A 16,685-nucleotide genomic window follows, 5' to 3' on the forward strand; every position below is an offset into this window, starting at 1 on the left:
GACCTAGCACCTCGCCGCGCATGATCCGCCCATCTCAAATACATTGGCGGATGCACCTCATGGAACAGACACTCAAACACTTGCGCTTGCCCCTGGCGATTCTAGCCGTGGCGGTGATGAGCGCGTGCGGCAAAACCCCGGACCAAGCGGCCGCCATGCCTCCTGCAAAAATCAGCGTGGCCAAGGTGCTTGAACAACCGGTCAACGAGTGGGACGAATTCACCGGTCGCCTGGAAGCACCGGAAACCGTGCAGATCCGTCCACGGGTGTCCGGCCAGATCGATCAGGTGGCCTTCACCGAAGGCGCCCTCGTGAAGAAAGGCGACTTGCTGTTCCAGATCGACCCACGCCCGTTCCAGGCCGAGGTGCGCCGCCTCGAAGCCCAGCTTCAACAGACCAAAGCCGCCGCCAGCCGCAGCGATAACGAAGCACAACGCGGCGAACGCCTGCGCCAGAGCAATGCGATCTCCGCCGAACTGGCCGACTCGCGCACCACCGCCGCCCTGGAAGCCCGCGCCGGCGTTGCCGGCATCCAGGCGCAGTTGGACCTGGCCAAGCTGAACCTGAGCTTCACCCGTGTCACCGCGCCGATCAGCGGCCGTGCCAGCCGTGCCGAGATCACCGCCGGCAACCTGGTCACCGCCGACGTCACCGCGCTGACCAGCCTGGTCTCCACCGACAAGGTCTACGCCTACTTCGATGCCGATGAGCGCGTATACCTCAAGTACACCGAGCTCGCCCGCCAGGGTCGCCGTGGTGCGACCACCCCGGTGTACCTGGGCCTGTCGAATGAAACCGGCAACCCGCACCTGGGCCAGATGAACTTCGTCGACAACCAGGTCAACCCGGCCACCGGCACCATCCGTGGCCGTGCGGTATTCGATAACAGCAAAGGCGAATACACCCCTGGCTTGTACGCCCGCCTGAAACTGGTCGGCAGCGGCACCTACTCCGCCGTACTGATCAACGATGAAGCGGTCGGCACCGACCTGGGTAAGAAGTTCGTGCTGGTGATGGAAGGCGACAAGCCGGCCTACCGCTCGGTGGAACTGGGGCCGAAGATCGAAGGTTTGCGCATCGTGCGCAGCGGCCTGAACAAGGACGACACCATTATCGTCAAGGGCCTGCAGCGCGTGCGCCCGGGCGCGCCGGTCGCCCCGGAAACCATCCCGATGGCCAGCAAGGAAACCCTCGCCGCCTTGGCCCAACAACGACAAGCGCTTGAAGCCAGCAACCTGGAGCAAGTGGCGCCTTCAAAAACCGCGCCCAAGCTCGCAGCCGTCGCGACTCCACGCGGTTAAGGGATACGACTCAAGATGAATTTTTCCAAGTTCTTCATTTCGCGGCCGATCTTCGCAGCAGTGCTCTCGCTGTTGATCCTGATTGCTGGCGCGATCTCGCTGTTCCAACTGCCGATCAGCGAATACCCGGAAGTGGTGCCGCCGACCGTGGTGGTGCGCGCCAACTTCCCTGGTGCCAACCCCAAAGTCATCGGTGAAACCGTGGCGGCGCCGCTGGAACAGGCCATCACCGGCGTCGAGAACATGCTGTACATGTCCTCGCAGTCGACCGCCGACGGCAAACTGACCCTGACCATCACCTTCGCCCTGGGCACCGACCTGGACAACGCGCAGGTGCAGGTGCAAAACCGTGTGACACGCACGCAGCCAAAACTGCCTGAGGAAGTGACCCGCATCGGTATCACCGTGGACAAGGCCTCCCCCGACCTGACCATGGTGGTGCACTTGACCTCCCCGGATCAGCGCTACGACATGCTCTACCTGTCCAACTACGCCTTGCTCAACATCAAGGATGAGTTGGCGCGCCTGGGCGGTGTGGGTGATGTGCAGCTGTTCGGCATGGGCGACTACTCCCTGCGCGTCTGGCTGGACCCGAACAAGACCGCGTCGCGTAACCTGACCGCCACCGATGTGGTGACCGCGATTCGCGAGCAAAACCGTCAAGTGGCCGCCGGTGCACTGGGTGCGCCGCCAGCACCGAATGCCACCAGCTTCCAGTTGTCGGTGAACACCCAGGGTCGCCTGGTCACTGAAGAAGAGTTCGAGAACATCATCATTCGCTCCGGCGATAACGGTGAAATCACGCGCCTCAAAGACATTGCGCGGGTTGAGCTGGGTTCCAGCCAATACGCCCTGCGTTCGTTGCTCAACAACCAGCCGGCCGTGGCGATCCCGATCTTCCAGCGCCCGGGTTCCAACGCGATCCAGATCTCCAACGAAGTGCGCGAGAAGATGGCGGAGCTGAAGAAGAGCTTCCCCGAAGGCATGGACTTCAGCATCGTCTACGACCCGACCATCTTCGTGCGCGGCTCCATCGAAGCGGTGGTGCATACCCTGTTCGAAGCGCTGATCCTCGTGGTGCTGGTGGTGATCCTGTTCCTGCAGACCTGGCGCGCCTCGATCATTCCGTTGGTGGCGGTGCCGGTCTCGCTGATCGGTACGTTTGCGGTGATGCACCTGTTCGGCTTCTCGCTCAACGCGCTGTCATTGTTCGGCCTGGTACTCGCCATCGGCATCGTGGTGGACGACGCCATCGTGGTGGTGGAGAACGTCGAGCGCAACATCGAGCTGGGCCTGGCGCCGTTCCAGGCGACTGAAAAGGCCATGAGCGAAGTGACCGGGCCGATCATCGCCACGGCATTGGTGCTGTGTGCGGTGTTCATTCCGGCGGCCTTTATCAGCGGCTTGACCGGGCAGTTCTACAAGCAGTTCGCCTTGACCATTGCGATTTCGACGGTGATTTCGGCCTTCAACTCGCTGACCTTGTCGCCTGCCCTGGCCGCCGTGTTGCTGCGCAGCCATGACGCGCCGAAGGATCGCTTCTCCAAGGTGCTCGACAAGCTGTTGGGGGGCTGGTTGTTCCGGCCGTTCAACCGCTTCTTCGAGAAAGCCAGCCATGGCTACGTCGGCACCGTGCGCCGGGTGATTCGCGGCAGCGGCATCGCGCTGTTCCTGTACGCCGGCCTGATGGTGCTGACGTGGTTCGGTTTTGCCCACACACCGACCGGTTTCGTACCGGCCCAGGACAAGCAATACCTGGTGGCTTTCGCCCAATTGCCGGACGCCGCGAGCCTGGATCGCACCGAAGACGTGATCAAGCGCATGTCCGACATCGCCCTGAAACAGCCGGGCGTGGAAAGCGCCGTGGCCTTCCCGGGCCTGTCGATCAATGGGTTCACCAACAGCCCGAACAGCGGCATCGTGTTCGTGACCCTCAAACCGTTCGACGAGCGTAAAGACCCGAGCATGTCCGCCGGTGCGATTGCCGGTGCGCTGAACGGCAAGTACAGCGACATCCAGGAAGCCTACATGGCGATCTTCCCACCGCCGCCGGTACAGGGCCTGGGCACCATCGGCGGGTTCCGCCTGCAGATCGAAGACCGTGGCAACCTGGGTTACGAAGAACTGTACAAAGAAGTGCAGAACATCATCACCAAGAGCCGCACCACGCCGGAACTGTTCGGCCTGTTCACCAGCTACACGGTCAACGTGCCCCAGGTCGATGCCGCCATCGACCGCGAAAAGGCCAAGACCCACGGCGTGGCGATCAGCGACATCTTCGACACCCTGCAGATCTACCTGGGTTCGTTGTATGCCAACGACTTCAACCGCTTCGGCCGCACCTACCAGGTCAACGTGCAGGCGGAACAACAGTTCCGTCTGGATGAAGACCAGATCGGCCAGTTGAAAGTGCGCAACAACAAAGGCGAGATGATCCCGCTGGCGACCTTCATCAAGGTCAGCGACACCTCGGGCCCGGACCGCGTGATGCACTACAACGGTTTCATCACCGCAGAAATCAACGGCAACGCCGCGCCGGGCTACAGCTCCGGCCAGGCCCAGATTGCAATTGAAAAACTGCTGAAAGATGAACTGCCCAACGGCATGACCTACGAGTGGACCGACCTGACCTATCAGCAAATCCTCTCGGGCAATACCGCGCTGTTCGTATTCCCGCTCTGCGTGTTGCTGGCGTTCCTGGTACTGGCTGCCCAATACGAAAGCTGGAGCCTGCCGTTGGCGGTGATCCTGATCGTACCGATGACGCTGCTGTCGGCCATCACCGGGGTGATCATCTCGGGCGGCGACAACAACATCTTCACCCAGATCGGCCTGATCGTGCTGGTGGGCCTGGCCTGTAAGAACGCGATTCTGATCGTCGAGTTCGCCAAGGATAAACAGCAGGAAGGCCTCGACCCGCTCGCCGCGGTGCTGGAAGCCTGCCGTCTGCGGCTGCGGCCGATCCTGATGACTTCGTTCGCGTTCATCATGGGTGTGGTGCCCCTGGTGCTGTCCAGCGGTGCCGGTGCCGAGATGCGCCATGCCATGGGCGTGGCGGTGTTCTCCGGGATGATCGGGGTGACCTTCTTCGGTCTGTTGCTGACCCCAGTGTTCTACGTACTGATCCGTCGCCATGTCGAGCGCAGCGAAGCGCGCAAAGCGGCCAAGGCCTTGAAGCTGGAGACACAGCAATGAGTGTGAAAGTCTTTCTGCCGAGCTTGCTGGTCCTGGCGCTGAGCGCCTGTGCCGTAGGCCCGGACTACACAACCCAGACCCCGGAGGCGGCCAATATTACGGCCGCCGCCGATGCCAAACGGTACGACCATGGCAAATTCGAAGGCATCTGGTGGCAGCAGTTCGACGACCCGACCCTCAACCAGTTGGTGAGCCAGTCGCTGAGCGGTAACCGCGACCTGCGCGTGGCGTTTGCCCGCCTGCGGTCGGCTCGGGCGATCCGCGATGACGCCAGCAATGATGCGATGCCAACCATCACCAGCCGCGTCAGCAGTGACGTGGGGAAGGGGCAAATCCCCGGCCAGACCACCCAGCGCGTCAACAGCGAGCGTTATGACCTGGGCCTGGACATGGCCTGGGAGCTGGACCTGTTCGGCCGCATCCAGCGCAACCTGGAAGCCAGCGATGCCGACCAGCAGGCCGCCGAAGCCGACCTGTACCAGTTGCAAGTCACGATGATTGCCGAACTGGTGGACGCCTACGGTCAACTGCGCGGCGCGCAACTGCGTGAGCGCATCGCCCTGGACAACCTGAAGAACCAGCAGGAGTCACGCACCATCACCGTCAGCCTGCGCGATGCCGGTGTGGGCGACCAACTCGACGTGGAACGTGCCGACGCCCGCCTCGCGGCGGTGGAAGCCAGCGTGCCGCAACTGCAAGCCGAACAAGTGCGCGAGCGCAACCGCATCGCCACCCTCCTCGGCCAGCGCCCCGACAAGCTGAGCGTGGACCTGAGCCCGAAAGACTTGCCGGCGATTGCCAAGGCCTTGCCGATCGGCGATCCGGGGCAACTGCTGCAACGGCGCCCGGACATTCTGAGTGCCGAACGCAAACTGGCATCCGCCACCGCGCGCATCGGCGTGGCCAAGGCCGACCTGTTCCCCCGGGTCAGCCTCAGCGGCTTTCTCGGCTTCACCGCCGGGCGCGGTTCGCAGATCGGCTCATCGGCAGCGAATGCCTGGGCCCTTGGCCCGAGCATCACCTGGGCCGCGTTTGACCTGGGCAGCGTGCGTGCGCGCTTGCGCGGCGCCGATGCCGAGGCCGATGGCGCCTTGGCCAACTACGAGCAGCAAGTGCTGCTGGCGCTGGAAGAATCCGAGAACGCCTTCAGCGACTACGGCAAGCGTCAGCAGCGCCTGGTTGCGCTGATCCGCCAAAGCGAATCCAGCCGCGCCGCCGCCGACCTCGCCGCGATCCGCTACCGCGAAGGCACCGTGGACTTCCTCGTGCTGCTCGACGCCCAACGCGAACGCCTGGCCGCCGAAGACTCCCAGGCCCAGGCCGAAGTGGACCTGTATCGCGGGATTGTGGCGATCTACAAGGCGTTGGGGGGCGGCTGGCAGCCGGACACCGTCGTCGCTACCGCCAAGTGATGTAAAGAGCTCCTTTGGTTGGTCGCATCCAGCCAATTTTTAGCCCCGTGGTCCGTTTGGTCGCGGGGCTTTTTTTTATGTCGCAGTTACTGATGTAGCCACTTATACAAGATGTCAGCGGTGGCGCTCATTAGAAAAAGCACTCCAACAAGCAGGGTTCCCTGAAGCAATCGCTTGAGGTTACGAGGAAAGGCTTGCACCTGCTGCCAATCCACTGCACCTCGTTTTACATTCCACCTTGGTAGAACAACCGCTGCGGTGACGGCAGATAGTCGAATCATTCTTCCTCGAATCGAATTGCCCCAAACACGTTGATTGGGTGTGATAAGACTGCATTTGTTTAGAAGATCTTCCATTTCGTCGAGTCTTCGATAAGCCAGGTATATCAAAACCACAAAGGCGATGAAGACCCAAAAAAACAAAGCCAAATCAAACCAGAGTTTCAACGGACGATAAATAAAATAATCAATACTCATATGGTTTCTCTCCTACTTACTCACCGAGCTAACTCCCATAACTGCCCCCTACAGCGCCTGCGGTTCCCCCCGTCAGCGCCAAATAATGTAAAGAGTTCTTTTGGTTGGTCGCACCCAGCCAATGGTTATCCCCGTGGTCCGTTTGATCACGGGGCTTTTTTTGTCGCTGATCAGCGTGTTAGCCATTTATACAATATGTTGGATATGGCAGACGTCATAAAAAGTACTTCCCCAAGGATCTTTCCCTGAAGCAAGCGCTTGAGAACGCGAGGAAAATCCTGAACTTGCTGCCGATCCACAGTACCGCGCTTTATGTTCCACCACGGCATAACAACCGCTGAGGTGACGGCACACAGCCGAATCATTCTTCCTCGTATCGAATCGCCCCAGAACTGTTTGTTAGAAGTGACAAGGCTGCATTTATTTAAACGGTCCTCCATTTCATCCAATCGTCGATACATCAGAAAAATGCCGACTACATTGATGCTAAGGGCTACAAACAGAACGCTCACACTAAACCAGAACTTAAGAGGAAGATTGAGCCAGTAGTCAATATTCATAAATTTTCTCCCCTACGTACTCACCCAACTCGCTTCCAAGACTGCCCCCAACCGCGCCCAAGGTCCCACCTGCGATTAACAGGCAACTCAATGATGCCGGCCCAGTTGTAGGGAGTAGTACGGTGAAGCATAAAGCTGTCGCCATAGACCCACCTGCCATCCCCCCCAGAACCCCTCCTCCTAGCTTGCTCACTTCCACATATTTCGCCTTCCTGCACTGCTCTTCCCTCCCCGTGGAACATGCTTCCTTGATCTCCAGCCCAGTGGACGCAGCGCTCAAAGCAATCCCCAACGGCGTCCCTGCCTTGAGCACTTTCGCCACCCTGGAAATCCGCGCAATCCTCTCGGCATATCGACTGATCTCCCCGGTGTGCAGATAACTCTTGGTGGAAATCCCCAACATCTTCTTGATCGAACCTTCATTACGCAAACCCGTGCCATAACGGGCGAATCCGCGCATCTGTGCTTCCAGTTTTTTGAACAGCGTTTGGCGACGCGCCAAAAACTCATCCCGCGCTGCGCCACCGCCTCGGCGCAACGCCTGTTTATGCAGGGCGTCAATTTCTTCCAGGGTTTTGACGATCGCCTTCAAGTGGTGATTCCAAGCATCCCCCGCCGTACCGACACCGAGCGACGCGTAGCCCAGCAGTTTCTGCAGCAAGTCGTAGTTTTGCAAGGCAAAGGCATCTCCCCCTTCGGCCATCACGCTGTGGCGGATACGCCAGGCGGATTGCATCAGCAGATGCTCTTCCGGCTTGCACAACGCCGTGGAGTCATCACCGATGATGACCAACTGCCCCGGCAGCACCACGACGTTTCGGATATGCGTATTGAGCCTGTCGAACTTGGCTTCGGCGTGCTGGCTCAAGCGCAATCTTGCCTTGAGTTCAACGGAGGTTTGTTGCCAATCATTGATGAACGCGTAAGGCTGAGACATTAAAAACCTCTCAGCAGCAGTGGGCGAAGGGAGCCGGTTGATGTGGGCGTATTGCTTGCCATACGTGCATTCCTGATTGAATGAAGATGGCGTCGTAATCTAATTAATGGCTCAAGCGCTGTCGCGGATTTACCCGATGAATTCGCACTGCGCTGATCAATTTGGGAAATGGACTACTCATCGCTTACCAATCGCCATCAGACACTTCCTAACAGCCATCCCAACTAACGTATTTCATTCAATATTGGGCTGGGTCTTTTGGGCTTGAATTGCGAGGTATTCGATGCTTTATGAACTCACGACACTCAGTTGTCCGCCGCTCACAGAAGAAGAGCCTGGTCAATTACCCGGTGTCTGGCGCTGCGAGATTGGCGATCTTTTCCAAGTCAAACGCCTGCGCGGGTTTGAAACTGCGCAGGCGCTTGAAGACGAACGTCGCCGAGTAGAGCGTGGGCGGCTAAGAGCGCGTTATTACGCTGAAGGTCTTTGGCCGCCGAAAGATGCACCTGCACAAATTGCCAGGGCGAAAACCATGATCTGTCTACCAGAGACTTACTCCGCCCTGCGCTGAACCGCTGCAATGGCGAAAGAAGGGCTACACGCTGCCTTCAACATCGTCCAGGCTGAACGTCTCGGTGTGGTCGTCATATGAGAAAATTTCAGCGTATCGACCCCAAGTGATCACGCTCTCCAATGTTTTCTCCACAAACGCCTCGGTGAGTGAGTCTTCCAGTTCTTGCTCGAAGCGCACCCGTGGCGCGCGGTGCCCGTTTCGTTCCTGCAGTACCTGGCGAATGCGTGCGGCCAGCGGCACGTGCTTGATCAGGTGCTCGGCAAAGATGGTTTTGCGCTCCTGGGTGCCATACTCGGCGAATAACTTGCCGGCCTCAGTCAGGGTAATGTCGGCGCCCTTGAGTTCAGCGAATCCCAGGTGTTCCAGCATCTCAGCTATCGGGAACAGGTCGTCCACTTCCAGTAGGCGCCGTTCAGCGACGTCTGGCAGACCGGCATGCCCGTTATAGGGTTCGGCAGCGAGGGTTTCGATCAGGCCGGCCATGAGGTTGGTGGAGACTTCCGGCAGCGGACTGCCCATCTTCAGCTCGGCTTTGCCGGTACTGGCGTCAGCGCTGCGCCGGTCGGTCATCAACGCATAGATGTCATCGACCATTTGGCGAAAGGTCGGGTCCAGTCGGTTGCGCGGATGGGCGAATGGCACCTTGATTTCCGCCACAACGCGCCCTGGGTTGGTCGACAACACCAGAATGCGGTCGCACATCAAAACGGCTTCTTCGATGTTGTGCGTCACGATCAGGATGGACTTGATCGGCAGATGCTCGTCGTTCCACAGATCCAATAGGTCGGTTCGCAGGGTTTCGGCGGTTAATACATCCAGCGCCGAGAAGGGTTCGTCCATCAATAACAATGTGGGGTTAACCACCAAGGCGCGGGCAAAGCCAACGCGTTGCCGCATCCCGCCCGACAGTTCACGGGGATAGGCGTTTTCGAATCCATCGAGGCCGATCAGGTCGATCGCGGCCAGCGCGCGCTTGCGTGCCTCTTTGCGTTCGACCTGTAACGCCTGAAGGCCCGCTTCTACGTTTTCGAGGACGGTCAGCCAAGGAAACAGTGCAAAGGTCTGAAAGACCATGGCCACGCCTTCGGCCGGCCCCGTCAACAATGAGCCGTTGTACCTGACCTCGCCCGCTGAAGGTTGGATCAGGCCGGCAATGATGCGCAGCAACGTTGATTTGCCCGATCCGGAGCGACCCAGCATGCCCACGATTTCGCCTTCGCGCAGCGTCAGGTCAACATTGCTGAGTACTTGCAACTCTTCTTTGCCCTTGCCGAACGCCCGGCTCACGTTATTGAGCGAGTAGATTTCGGGCGATGCATTGGTGTGTTCGGTATAGATATTCATGAATATCGAATCCCGTTAATTCAGACGGAGTTTGTTTTCAGCAATGGCGTACATCGGTCGCCATACCGCGCGATTGAAGGCCACGACAAAGAGCGACATAACCACCACACCCAGCGTGATTTTCGGGAAGTCCCCTGCCGCCGTGTTCTGGGCGATGTACGCACCCAAACCGTGGGCGACGACCTTGTCTTGTCCCCATGAAACAAATTCGGAAACGATACTGGCGTTCCACGCTCCGCCAGAGGCGGTAATCGCCCCGGTCACGTAATACGGGAAGATGCCCGGCAGCATGACCTTGCGCCACCACAGCCAGCCGCGAATGCGGAAGTTGGCGGCAACTTCCCTGAAATCGTTCGGGAACGCGCTGGCGCCGGCAATCACGTTGAACAGGATGTACCACTGCGTCCCCAGTACGATCAGCGGGCTCAGCCACACATCCGGGTTCAACTGGTAACGCAGAATTACGATCACAAACACCGGAAACAGCAAGTTCGCAGGAAACGCAGCCAGGAACTGGGCCAGCGGCTGGATTTTTTCCGCAAGGTGCGGCCGCAAACCGATCAGCACGCCAAGCGGTACCCAAATCAGTGAGGCGACCACGATCAGCACCACCACGCGTGCCAGGGTAATCAAGCCCAAACTGAGCACATGGACGACTTCATCGAGCGTCACTTCGCTGCTCATATAGAGGGCGATGTGGTACAGCGCGTACAGGGTCAGCACGGCGATCGCCGAGCCCCACAGCCAATCGATGATCCGGGACGTGGCGGGGCTCGATTGCATTACGGTGCGCGTTGAGCGCGGCAGACTGAAGCGACGGTTGCCGATGCGCCCGACGATCCGGGTAATGGGCCGCAAGATGCGCTGGACCAGCCGGGTGCGCTGGATCAACTTCAGCACCCATGACTCCGGTGAGCCAGCCTGAGACGCGGTGTTTTCCATGCGGAACTTGTCGGCCCAGGCCACCAATGGCCGGAACATGAACTGGTCATAAATCAGGATGACCGCGATCATCGCCAGAATCACGTAGCCCACGGCATGCAGGTCCTGCTGCTGGATGGCGATCGCCAGGTACGAACCCACGCCGGGCAGCATCACGGTCTTGTCCCCAACCGTGATGGCTTCGGACGCCACAACGAAGAACCAACCGCCGGACATGCTCATCATCATGTTCCAGACCAGCCCCGGAATGGCGAACGGCACGTCGAGCTTCCAGAACTTTTGCCAGCCGGACAGTTGCAGGTTGCTGGACACTTCTTCCAGGTCACGAGGCAACATGCGCAGTGACTGGTAGAAACTAAACGTCATGTTCCAGGCCTGACTGGTGAAGATCGCAAAAATGGCCGCGAATTCAGCGCCGAGCACTCGCCCTGGAAACAGCAGCAGGAAGAACGTCACGGTGAACGAGATATAGCCCAGCACGGGCACCGATTGCAGGATGTCCAGTACGGGCACCAGCAGCTTCTCTGCTCGCCGGCTTTTGGCCGCCAGCGTTCCATAAAGTAGGGTGAACACCAGGGACGCCGCCATCGCGGCGAGCATGCGCAGCGTGGTGCGCATCGCATATTCGGGCAGGTTGGCCGGGTCGAGTGAGATGACTTCACTCTGCAAAGAGGAGATAGGCGCCCAGGTTTCCCGTGCGCCTATCGAGAAAAACAGCAAGAAGCCGATCACCATCGGCAGTGCAACCAAATCCCAGCGGTTGGGCAGTAACCGCAGCGTCGTAGCCGGGATGTAGTGACGGAATACCTTATTCATGTTCAGTGATTCCTACAGCGTTCTGAGGGGAACTCATGACCACAGGCCAACGCATTTTTGAGCGCCAGCGCCTAGGCTGCCAGGCAGGCAGTCAAATCAACCTTCTTGAGGATGGGCAAAACGACGGAGTGAGGTCACACAAACAAATGCTAAAGGCAGAAGCAGAAGCGCCCCGCTTACTCAGTAAGGCAGATTACGGAGTAAACACCGTGCACCGGCTATATTACGTTTGGCTTTTCTATGCGTGACCCACCGAGAATAGGCAGGATCCATGGCAGGATGCTCCTTGGCGGGTGGAAATTCGTATTCGGGCTGGCAGCGTTAAAACGCCATCATTCCATTAGCATGCGTGTTGAAGTTGCAATCGACTCAGAGGCCAATGCAGCGCTTTTTCGCGGGCCAATTATACGTATCAAAATGTTACAAATTCATAAAAATTATGTAATTTATTGAGAATTATTGAGCTGTCGTGGACAGGTGCGGGGCATGCTTGATGTTTGGAAAAAAAGCTCCGCTGCGAATTCCAACCCCTGTCAGACGCTTTTCGATGAGGACGCTTCTTGGTTGTCGTCATTGAGAATCAGGCTACGGTAATGCCCCGGATTCGACCCCGCCCATTTGCGAAATGCCTTGTAGAACGAACTGGCATCGGCGAATCCCAGTCGCGTCGCGATTTCAGCAAAGCTGATCTGCGGCTCGGCCAGCCAGACGATGGCCAACTCCTTACGCACGCTGTCCTTGAGCCCCTGATACGTTTGCCCCTCTTCCGCCAAGCGGCGGCGCAGGGTCGAGGCGGAGATGCACAGGCTGGCGGCCAGGCCGTCGGTTTCCGGCCAGGTGTCGGGCGGCATCTGGCGCAGGTCGTGCTTGATGCGGGTGGCCAGGCTGTCGGGGTCGCGGTATTTGACCAGGATGTTGGCCGGCGCGTGGCCAAGGAAACGCTTGAGTTCTTCGGCACTGCGCTTGATCGGCAGATCGAGGCAATCGGCGGAGAAAATCATGCGGGTGCGCGGCCGGTCAAAACGCAGGTTGTCGGAGAACATCACCCGGTAATCGTCACAAAAATCCGGCTGTGGGCAGCGCAGTTCGATGGCCAGGATCGGTATACGCCGTCCCGCCAGCCAACAGGCGACGCCGTGGACGATCATCCAATACGTGAAATAGCTGAACGCTCGGCGCGGATCGGGCTCGGTTTCGAGCATCACGATTTCCGCCAGGCTTTGCTGGCGCACCAGTTGGGCAGGCAAATGCTCGAACATCAATGACAGGAACGCCAAGCAGGTTTCCAGCCCGGCCGCCACCGTCGGTTGGGCCATGGCCACCCGACACAGAAACGCCAGGCTGCCAGACTTGAGCGGGCGCGGGTCCATGCCAAAAAACTCATCGTCCAACCGCCGCGCCAGCAACCGCCACAGCCGCGCGTAGGTCGTGGCCGAGACACGTGCGCCGGGCTGCAGCAGCAGCTCGGGAGCAATGCCCACCTTGCTCAACGCCTCAATGGTCGCCGCCCCCGGCGCGCAGCTCTGCAACAGCGCTTCGCGCACCAGATGGATGGAGATGGTGTCTTTTTCCGACATGGGTGTGGGGCAATCCAACGGTACAAAAGGTGGCGTGCATCATAAGGGCGCTTGAGCTTTGCCACCACCGTTCAGCCGCCGTTCAGCAAAAGCTAATGTTTCTTGTTTAGCAATGCGTATCATTATGTTACAAATTCGCTTCCTGTCTAGTGACCCTTCGGTGCCGAATGCTTGTCCCCTTTCTCATCATGTTGCGCGAAGGCATTGAAGCCGCACTGATCGTTGGCATCATTGCCAGTTACCTGCAACAAACCGGCCGTGGCCAGTGGATGCCCGCCGTGTGGATCGGTGTCTTCCTTGCCGCCGCCCTGGCCCTGCTGGTCGGCGGCGGCCTGGAACTGATGAGCGCCGAATTCCCGCAAAAACAGCAGGAATTGTTCGAAGGCGTGGTCGGCCTGGTCGCCGTGAGCATTCTCAGTTCCATGGTGTTCTGGATGCGCAAGGTCGCGCGGTCAATCAAGCATTCACTGCACGAATCCCTCGACCATGCCCTGGCCGGCTCGCGGCATCAGGTCGCCGCACTGATCCTGATGGTGTTTTTCGCCGTGGCCCGCGAAGGCCTGGAAACCGTGTTCTTCCTGTTGGCGGTGTTCCAGCAGAGTGAAGGCCCCGGCGCCCCGCTGGGTGCCCTGCTCGGCCTGGTGCTGGCGATCATCGTCGGGTTCCTGATCTACAGCGGCAGCATGCGCCTGAACCTCAGCGCGTTTTTCCGCTGGACCGGCCTGTTCATCCTGGTGGTGGCCGCCGGCATCCTCGCCAATTCAGTGCAGGCCCTGCACGAAGCCGGCGTGTGGAACCACCTGCAAACCGTGCTGTTCGATGTCAGCGCCACGTTGCCGATGGACGGCCCGGTAGGTTCGGTGCTGGCCGGGATGTTCGGCTATCAGGACGCGCCGACCGTCAGTGCCCTGGGTGCCTACCTGATCTACCTGGTGGTGGCCCTGGTGATGTTCTTCCTGCCCGCAGCGCCCGCCAAGCCGGTCGCCGCGCCCTCTTCCGTTCCCCACCAGTAAGGACTGTCTCTTGTCCAACCCAACTCCTCAACCGGCCTCGCCGCCCCGCGCCTTACGTTGGGCGGTGGCCGGCTCGGTGGTCGTGATGATCGCCGCCGGTGGCCTGTTCTACTACGCCTCGCAAATGGCCGCAGCCAAGCGCCAGACCCATCACGATGAAATCGTTGTGACCATTCATGGCCACGCCTGCGAACCCAACGCGCTGACCGTTCCCGCCGGGCGCGCGAGCTTTCGCATCATCAACCGCTCCGACCGCGCGGTGGAATGGGAAATCCTCGACGGCGTGCTGGTGCTCGAAGAACGCGAAAACATCGCGCCGGGCCTGAGCCAGGTGATCAATGCCAAGCTGTTGCCGGGCGACTATGCAATCACCTGCGGCCTGTTAAGCAACCCGCGCGGCACCCTGCATGTGACGCCCACGGCGGAATCCGACGCCCAAGCCCAGGCCAAGCCGTCGATGGTGGCGTTTATCGGTCCGTTGTCGGAATTTCGCGTGTACCTGAGCAGCCAGGGCAACGCACTGGTCAAGGCCGTGACCGCCTTGCAGCAAGCGATCGATGCGGGTGATCTGGCCCAGGCTCAGGCGCTGTACGTGCCGGCCCGCGAGGCTTACCAGCGCCTCGCCGCAGCGTCGCAACGCCTGGCGGAACTGGATAACGCGATCAATGCCCGTGCCGATTATTTCGAAAAGCGTGAGCAGGACCCGTCCTTCAGCGGCTTCCACCGCCTCGAATACAGCCTGTTCCAGCAACGCAGCCTCGATGGCCTGGCCCCGCTGGCGCAGCGCCTGGTGAACGACGTCAGCAGCCTCAAGCAACAGTTGCTGGCGCAGTCGCTGCCACCGGAGCAACTGGTGAGCATTGTGGTGCGCAACCTCAACAGCCTGGCCGACGTGCGCGCCGCCAGTGGTGAGGAAGAACGCTACAGCCATATCGACCTGAACGGTTTCGCCGCCAACCTGGACGCTGCGCGCAAGGTCGTGGACCTGATGCGTCCGCTGCTGAGCAAGTCCGCCGCCGACCTGTTGCCGACCATCGACACGGCCCTTGCAGCGTTCGAGACGCAGCTCAATGGTTTGAAAGTCGACGGCCAGTTCAGCCGCTACGACCGTGTTACCGCCGATCAGCGCAAGCAGATCGCCGACAAGGCCAAGGCACTGGCCGCCGCACTCGATGGAATCGACCCCGCCCTTGGCCTCTCCGGCCTGCAGTAAAGACGAGCGCACACATGAGTGATTCACAACCGTTAGACCTTCAACGCCGCCGCGTCCTGCTGGGCATGGCCGCCACCGGCGCCGCGATTGCCGGCAGCACCTTGAGCTGCCCGGCCATGGCCGCTGCCGCCGAGCAAGTGACCACCGCACCGCGTAGCGACAAGACCCAGGACCATCACGATTTTTTCGGCAAGCACCAGAGCGGCATCGTCACCCCGCGTCCGGCCTGCGGCATGCTGGTGGCCTTTGATGTCCTGGCCAGTGATCGCGAGGATTTGGAGCGGTTGTTCCGCACCCTCAACGAACGGATCAGCTTCCTGATGACGGGCGGCAGCGTGCCGCAGGTCGACCCGAAACTGCCGCCCACCGATTCGGGCATCCTCGGCCCGGTGGTCACGCCGGATAACCTGACCATCACCGTATCGGTCGGCGAATCGCTGTTCGATGAGCGTTTCGGCCTCAGCGCCGTCAAGCCCAAGCGCCTGATCCGCATGCTCGGCTTCCCCAACGATGCCTTGGAAGCGGCGCAGTGCCACGGCGACCTGAGCCTGCAATTTTGCTCCAACACCCCGGACACCAATATCCACGCCCTGCGCGACATCGTGAAAAACCTGCCCGACCTGCTGCTGGTGCGCTGGAAGCAGGAAGGCAGCGTGCCGCCGCAGGCGCCCGCCCGCCCCGGCGAGCCCGCGCAGAGTGCGCGCAACTTCCTGGGTTTTCGTGACGGTTCGGCCAACCCGAATTCCAACGACGCCAAGACCATGGACCAGATTGTCTGGGTGCAGCCCGGCAGCGACGAGCCGGCCTGGGCCGCCAATGGCAGCTACCAGGCGGTGCGGATCATTCGCAATTTTGTCGAGCGTTGGGACCGCACGCCGCTGCAGGAACAGGAAAGCATCATCGGCCGCATCAAGCCCACCGGCGCGCCCATGGGTGGCCAGCACGAAGCCCAAGTGCCCGATTACAGCACAGACCCGCAAGGCAAGCTGACCAAGCTCGATGCGCATATCCGCCTGGCCAACCCGCGCACCCCGCAGACCCAGGCCAACCTGATCCTGCGCCGGCCGTTCAACTACTCCAACGGCGTCAACAAAAACGGTCAGCTCGACATGGGGCTGCTGTTTATCTGCTACCAGGCTGACCTGGAGAAAGGTTTTATCAGCGTACAAACCCGGCTCAACGGCGAGCCCCTGGAGGAGTACCTCAAGCCAGTCGGCGGCGGGTATTTCTTCACCTTGCCGGGTGCGACGGGACCGAAGGATTTCATCGGGCGCACGCTACTTGCTGCAACGCACGTTCAACCTCCTGCCAACACTTAAAGCGGA

At 60.1% G+C, this 16,685-nt stretch carries 13 protein-coding genes; 7 read left to right on the forward strand and 6 right to left on the reverse strand.

Annotation, left to right across the window (positions count from 1 at the left end):
- Window positions 1–59: 59 nt before the first annotated feature.
- From mexE to ACP7CJ_RS06550, 3 genes are read left to right on the forward strand one after another with little or no spacing between them, the layout of a single operon-like run.
- Window positions 60–1,301 carry a multidrug efflux RND transporter periplasmic adaptor subunit MexE gene (gene mexE, locus ACP7CJ_RS06540; protein WP_276193172.1) on the forward strand — a complete coding sequence of 414 codons (1,242 nt, stop codon included), beginning with the start codon at window positions 60–62 and terminating at the stop codon, window positions 1,299–1,301.
- 15 nt (window positions 1,302–1,316) lie between these two features.
- Window positions 1,317–4,496 carry an efflux RND transporter permease subunit gene (locus ACP7CJ_RS06545; protein WP_426099874.1) on the forward strand — a complete coding sequence of 1,060 codons (3,180 nt, stop codon included), beginning with the start codon at window positions 1,317–1,319 and terminating at the stop codon, window positions 4,494–4,496.
- On the forward strand, window positions 4,493–5,908 hold the full coding sequence (locus ACP7CJ_RS06550; protein ID WP_426099875.1) for an efflux transporter outer membrane subunit: 1,416 nt from the start codon (window positions 4,493–4,495) through the stop codon (window positions 5,906–5,908). Before ACP7CJ_RS06545 ends, ACP7CJ_RS06550 begins: the two co-directional genes overlap by 4 nt.
- An 86-nt stretch (window positions 5,909–5,994) precedes the next feature.
- Here the strand turns inward: ACP7CJ_RS06550 and ACP7CJ_RS06555 are convergent, their stop codons facing one another.
- From ACP7CJ_RS06555 to ACP7CJ_RS06565, 3 genes are all read right to left on the reverse strand, one after another.
- Entirely contained in the window at window positions 5,995–6,384 is a 390-nt protein-coding gene (locus ACP7CJ_RS06555; protein WP_426099876.1) for a hypothetical protein, read from the reverse strand.
- Between the two features lie 170 nt (window positions 6,385–6,554).
- A complete protein-coding gene (locus ACP7CJ_RS06560; RefSeq protein WP_426099877.1) occupies window positions 6,555–6,944 on the reverse strand; it encodes a hypothetical protein in 390 nt (129 codons plus the stop codon).
- Window positions 6,934–7,881, reverse strand: a complete 948-nt coding sequence (locus tag ACP7CJ_RS06565) for a hypothetical protein (protein ID WP_426099878.1) — start codon at window positions 7,879–7,881, stop codon at window positions 6,934–6,936. The genes ACP7CJ_RS06560 and ACP7CJ_RS06565 overlap by 11 nt, the downstream gene beginning before the upstream one ends.
- A 283-nt stretch (window positions 7,882–8,164) precedes the next feature.
- Between ACP7CJ_RS06565 and ACP7CJ_RS06570 the strand changes: the two genes are divergently transcribed.
- Window positions 8,165–8,452 carry a hypothetical protein gene (locus tag ACP7CJ_RS06570; protein ID WP_426099879.1) on the forward strand — a complete coding sequence of 96 codons (288 nt, stop codon included), beginning with the start codon at window positions 8,165–8,167 and terminating at the stop codon, window positions 8,450–8,452.
- A 24-nt stretch (window positions 8,453–8,476) separates the two neighbouring features.
- On the opposite strand, the gene ACP7CJ_RS06575 is transcribed toward ACP7CJ_RS06570, so the two are convergent.
- The 3 genes from ACP7CJ_RS06575 to ACP7CJ_RS06585 all read right to left on the reverse strand — a co-directional run bounded on the left by ACP7CJ_RS06575 (window position 8,477) and on the right by ACP7CJ_RS06585 (window position 13,134).
- Complete coding sequence (locus ACP7CJ_RS06575; protein WP_426099880.1) at window positions 8,477–9,799, reverse strand: AAA-associated domain-containing protein; 1,323 nt, start codon at window positions 9,797–9,799, stop codon at window positions 8,477–8,479.
- Between the two features lie 15 nt (window positions 9,800–9,814).
- On the reverse strand, window positions 9,815–11,557 hold the full coding sequence (locus tag ACP7CJ_RS06580; RefSeq protein ID WP_426099881.1) for an ABC transporter permease: 1,743 nt from the start codon (window positions 11,555–11,557) through the stop codon (window positions 9,815–9,817).
- A gap of 533 nt (window positions 11,558–12,090) precedes the next feature.
- Window positions 12,091–13,134, reverse strand: a complete 1,044-nt coding sequence (locus tag ACP7CJ_RS06585; RefSeq protein WP_426099882.1) for an AraC family transcriptional regulator — start codon at window positions 13,132–13,134, stop codon at window positions 12,091–12,093.
- Between the two features lie 167 nt (window positions 13,135–13,301).
- Here ACP7CJ_RS06585 and efeU point away from each other — a divergent pair, with 167 nt between their 5' ends.
- Genes efeU through efeB form a run of 3 tightly spaced genes read left to right on the forward strand, consistent with a single transcriptional unit; the run spans window position 13,302 to window position 16,679 of the window.
- Complete coding sequence (gene efeU, locus ACP7CJ_RS06590) at window positions 13,302–14,147, forward strand: iron uptake transporter permease EfeU (protein WP_426099883.1); 846 nt, start codon at window positions 13,302–13,304, stop codon at window positions 14,145–14,147.
- Window positions 14,148–14,157: 10 nt separating this feature from the next.
- Window positions 14,158–15,360 carry an iron uptake system protein EfeO gene (gene efeO / locus ACP7CJ_RS06595; RefSeq protein WP_426099884.1) on the forward strand — a complete coding sequence of 401 codons (1,203 nt, stop codon included), beginning with the start codon at window positions 14,158–14,160 and terminating at the stop codon, window positions 15,358–15,360.
- Window positions 15,361–15,374: 14 nt separating this feature from the next.
- Complete coding sequence (gene efeB, locus ACP7CJ_RS06600) at window positions 15,375–16,679, forward strand: iron uptake transporter deferrochelatase/peroxidase subunit (RefSeq protein WP_426099885.1); 1,305 nt, start codon at window positions 15,375–15,377, stop codon at window positions 16,677–16,679.
- The last annotated feature ends 6 nt before the right edge of the window (window positions 16,680–16,685 follow it).

The organism is Pseudomonas sp. PSPC3-2, from assembly GCF_049897085.1.
Taxonomy (GTDB): Bacteria; Pseudomonadota; Gammaproteobacteria; order Pseudomonadales; family Pseudomonadaceae; genus Aquipseudomonas; species Aquipseudomonas paraveronii.

What these genes read in the sequence shown, in the direction of transcription:
- mexE (WP_276193172.1), top strand. Translation starts at nt 60, where the DNA reads ATGGAACAGACACTCAAACACTTGCGCTTGCCCCTGGCGATTCTAGCC.
- ACP7CJ_RS06545 (WP_426099874.1), top strand. Translation starts at nt 1,317, where the DNA reads ATGAATTTTTCCAAGTTCTTCATTTCGCGGCCGATCTTCGCAGCAGTG.
- ACP7CJ_RS06550 (WP_426099875.1), top strand. Translation starts at nt 4,493, where the DNA reads ATGAGTGTGAAAGTCTTTCTGCCGAGCTTGCTGGTCCTGGCGCTGAGC.
- ACP7CJ_RS06555 (WP_426099876.1), bottom strand. Translation starts at nt 6,384, where the DNA reads ATGAGTATTGATTATTTTATTTATCGTCCGTTGAAACTCTGGTTTGAT.
- ACP7CJ_RS06560 (WP_426099877.1), bottom strand. Translation starts at nt 6,944, where the DNA reads ATGAATATTGACTACTGGCTCAATCTTCCTCTTAAGTTCTGGTTTAGT.
- ACP7CJ_RS06565 (WP_426099878.1), bottom strand. Translation starts at nt 7,881, where the DNA reads ATGTCTCAGCCTTACGCGTTCATCAATGATTGGCAACAAACCTCCGTT.
- ACP7CJ_RS06570 (WP_426099879.1), top strand. Translation starts at nt 8,165, where the DNA reads ATGCTTTATGAACTCACGACACTCAGTTGTCCGCCGCTCACAGAAGAA.
- ACP7CJ_RS06575 (WP_426099880.1), bottom strand. Translation starts at nt 9,799, where the DNA reads ATGAATATCTATACCGAACACACCAATGCATCGCCCGAAATCTACTCG.
- ACP7CJ_RS06580 (WP_426099881.1), bottom strand. Translation starts at nt 11,557, where the DNA reads ATGAATAAGGTATTCCGTCACTACATCCCGGCTACGACGCTGCGGTTA.
- ACP7CJ_RS06585 (WP_426099882.1), bottom strand. Translation starts at nt 13,134, where the DNA reads ATGTCGGAAAAAGACACCATCTCCATCCATCTGGTGCGCGAAGCGCTG.
- efeU (WP_426099883.1), top strand. Translation starts at nt 13,302, where the DNA reads ATGCTTGTCCCCTTTCTCATCATGTTGCGCGAAGGCATTGAAGCCGCA.
- efeB (WP_426099885.1), top strand. Translation starts at nt 15,375, where the DNA reads ATGAGTGATTCACAACCGTTAGACCTTCAACGCCGCCGCGTCCTGCTG.